The 1,913-nt window shown below is 67.6% G+C and carries 3 protein-coding genes; 2 read left to right on the top strand and 1 reads right to left on the bottom strand.

Annotation, left to right across the window (positions count from 1 at the left end; genetic code table 11):
* Both WAN71_RS12785 and WAN71_RS12780 read left to right on the top strand, forming a co-directional pair.
* Positions 1-419: malic enzyme-like NAD(P)-binding protein (locus tag WAN71_RS12785; RefSeq protein ID WP_422225685.1), on the top strand; the 419-nt coding region annotated here is incomplete at its 5' end.
* On the top strand, positions 416-1,267 hold the full coding sequence (locus WAN71_RS12780) for a glycine betaine ABC transporter substrate-binding protein (protein WP_422225684.1): 852 nt from the start codon (positions 416-418) through the stop codon (positions 1,265-1,267). The genes WAN71_RS12785 and WAN71_RS12780, both read left to right, overlap by 4 nt.
* Here WAN71_RS12780 and WAN71_RS12775 read toward each other — a convergent pair.
* The coding region (locus tag WAN71_RS12775) for an SDR family NAD(P)-dependent oxidoreductase (RefSeq protein ID WP_422225683.1) at positions 1,264-1,913 on the bottom strand (650 nt) is incomplete at its 5' end. The genes WAN71_RS12780 and WAN71_RS12775 overlap by 4 nt on opposite strands.

The following is a 1,913-nucleotide window of genomic DNA, read 5'->3' as shown; positions in this document are numbered from 1 at the left end:
GTGGCATGATCGAGGCACTCAAGGGCGCCGACGCATTTTTGGGAGTGTCGGCCGGGGTGGTGCCCGAGGAGCTGGTCGCCTCGATGGCGCCCGACGGCATCGTGTTCGCGCTGTCGAATCCCGATCCCGAGATCCACCCGGACGCGGCCGCCCGGCACGCGGCGATTGTCGCCACCGGGCGAAGCGATTTCCCGAATCAGATCAACAACGTGCTGGCGTTCCCCGGAGTTTTCCGCGGTGCGCTGGACGCCGGTGCCCGCAGGATCACCGAGAAGATGAAGATCGCCGCGGCCGAGGCGATCGTCTCCGTCGTCGCCGACGACTTGGCACCGGACCGGATCGTCCCGAGCCCGCTGGACCCGCGGGTGGCGCCGGCGGTTGCTGCCGCCGTGGCTGCCGCCGCAGATCCCGCGGAGTGACCGCCGGCAGGTTGACCGCGCTGGCGCTGGCTGCGGCACTGGCGATGACGGCTTGCGCGCACAGCACCCGGCACGGCTCGGGTGAGCTGGTGGTCGGGTCCCGTCCCGGTGCCGAGTCGGTGCTGCTGGCTGACATCTACACCGGGGCGCTGCGCTCCTACGGGTTCCCGGCCCGCACCGAGCTGGCACCCGACCCGCTGACCCAGCTCGACGCGGGTGCATTTGTCGTGGTGCCCGGTTTCACCGGCCGGGTGCTGCACCTGTTTCAGCCCGGCACGACGGTCCGGTCCGACGCGCAGGTGTACAAGGCGATGGTGGGTGCGTTACCCGAAGGGATCGCCGCCGGTGACTACACCACCGCTGCCGACGACAAACCCGCGTTGGCGGTCACCGAGGCAACCGCCAAAAGCTGGGGTGGCACTGATCTGAGCGCAGTGCCACACCACTGCGACGGTCTCGTCATCGGATCCATCGCCGGTGCGTCGACGCCGTCGGCGGTGGGCAGCTGCCGACTCCCCGCTCCTCGCGAATTCTCAGCCGATGCAACACTTTTCGCTGCACTGCGGGACGGAGCGGTTACCGCGGCGTGGACCACCACCACCGACCCTGGTGTGCCGGCCGACCTGGTAGTGCTCACCGACGGCAAGCCGGCGCTGGTGCAGGCCGAGAACGTGGTGCCGCTGTACCGTCGCAACGAGCTGAGCGATCGGCAGCTGCTGGCGGTCAACGAGGTGGCGGGCGTGTTGGACACCGCCGCGCTGGTTGAGATGCGCCGGCAAGTGATCGGCGGTGCCGACCCTCAAGTGGTGGCCGACGGGTGGCTGAGCGAACACCCGCTCGGGCGCTAGCGCGACGGCGGCTTCATTCGGCCGACGACGGGGGAGAACAGCCGCTGGTAGCCGGAACCGGTGATCCGAACGATCAAATCAAGCACAACGGCGTCCGGGCCGACCAGGACCCGTGCCTTGTTTTTACGGACCGCGTCCAAGATGATTTCAGCCGCGCGCTGCGGGCTGGTGCTGGCTAGTCGTTTGTCGAAGAACCTGGCTTGCGCATCGGGGTCTACCCCCTCGGCGGCGGAAGCGTTGCGGGCGATCGCGGTCCTGATGCCGCCTGGGTGTACCGACGTCACCTTGACAGGTTCGCGGTTTAGCGTCATCTCTTGACGCAGGGCTTCGGTGAAGCCGCGCACCGCGAATTTGGCCGAGTTGTAGGCGGCCTGCCCGGGCATCGACATCAGCCCGAAGAGGCTGGAGACGTTGACGATGTGGCCGTCGCCGGAGGCGATCAGATGCGGCAGAAAAGCCTTGGTGCCGTTGACAACTCCCCAGAAGTCGACGTCCATCACCCGCTCGATGTCCTTGAACTGGCTGATGTCGACGTCGCCGGTGAACGCGATCCCGGCGTTGTTGTAGATCTGGTTCACCTTGCCGAAGTGCTCGTTGATCTGGTCGGCGTAGGCCTGGAAGGCCTCGCGCTCGGTGACGTCGAGTC

Source organism: Mycobacterium sp., from assembly GCF_049280035.1.
In the GTDB taxonomy this organism is placed as follows: Bacteria; Actinomycetota; Actinomycetes; order Mycobacteriales; family Mycobacteriaceae; genus Mycobacterium.
The sequence above is the reverse complement of the archived record's forward strand: the minus strand, read 5'-3'. Positions and strand labels throughout refer to the sequence as shown.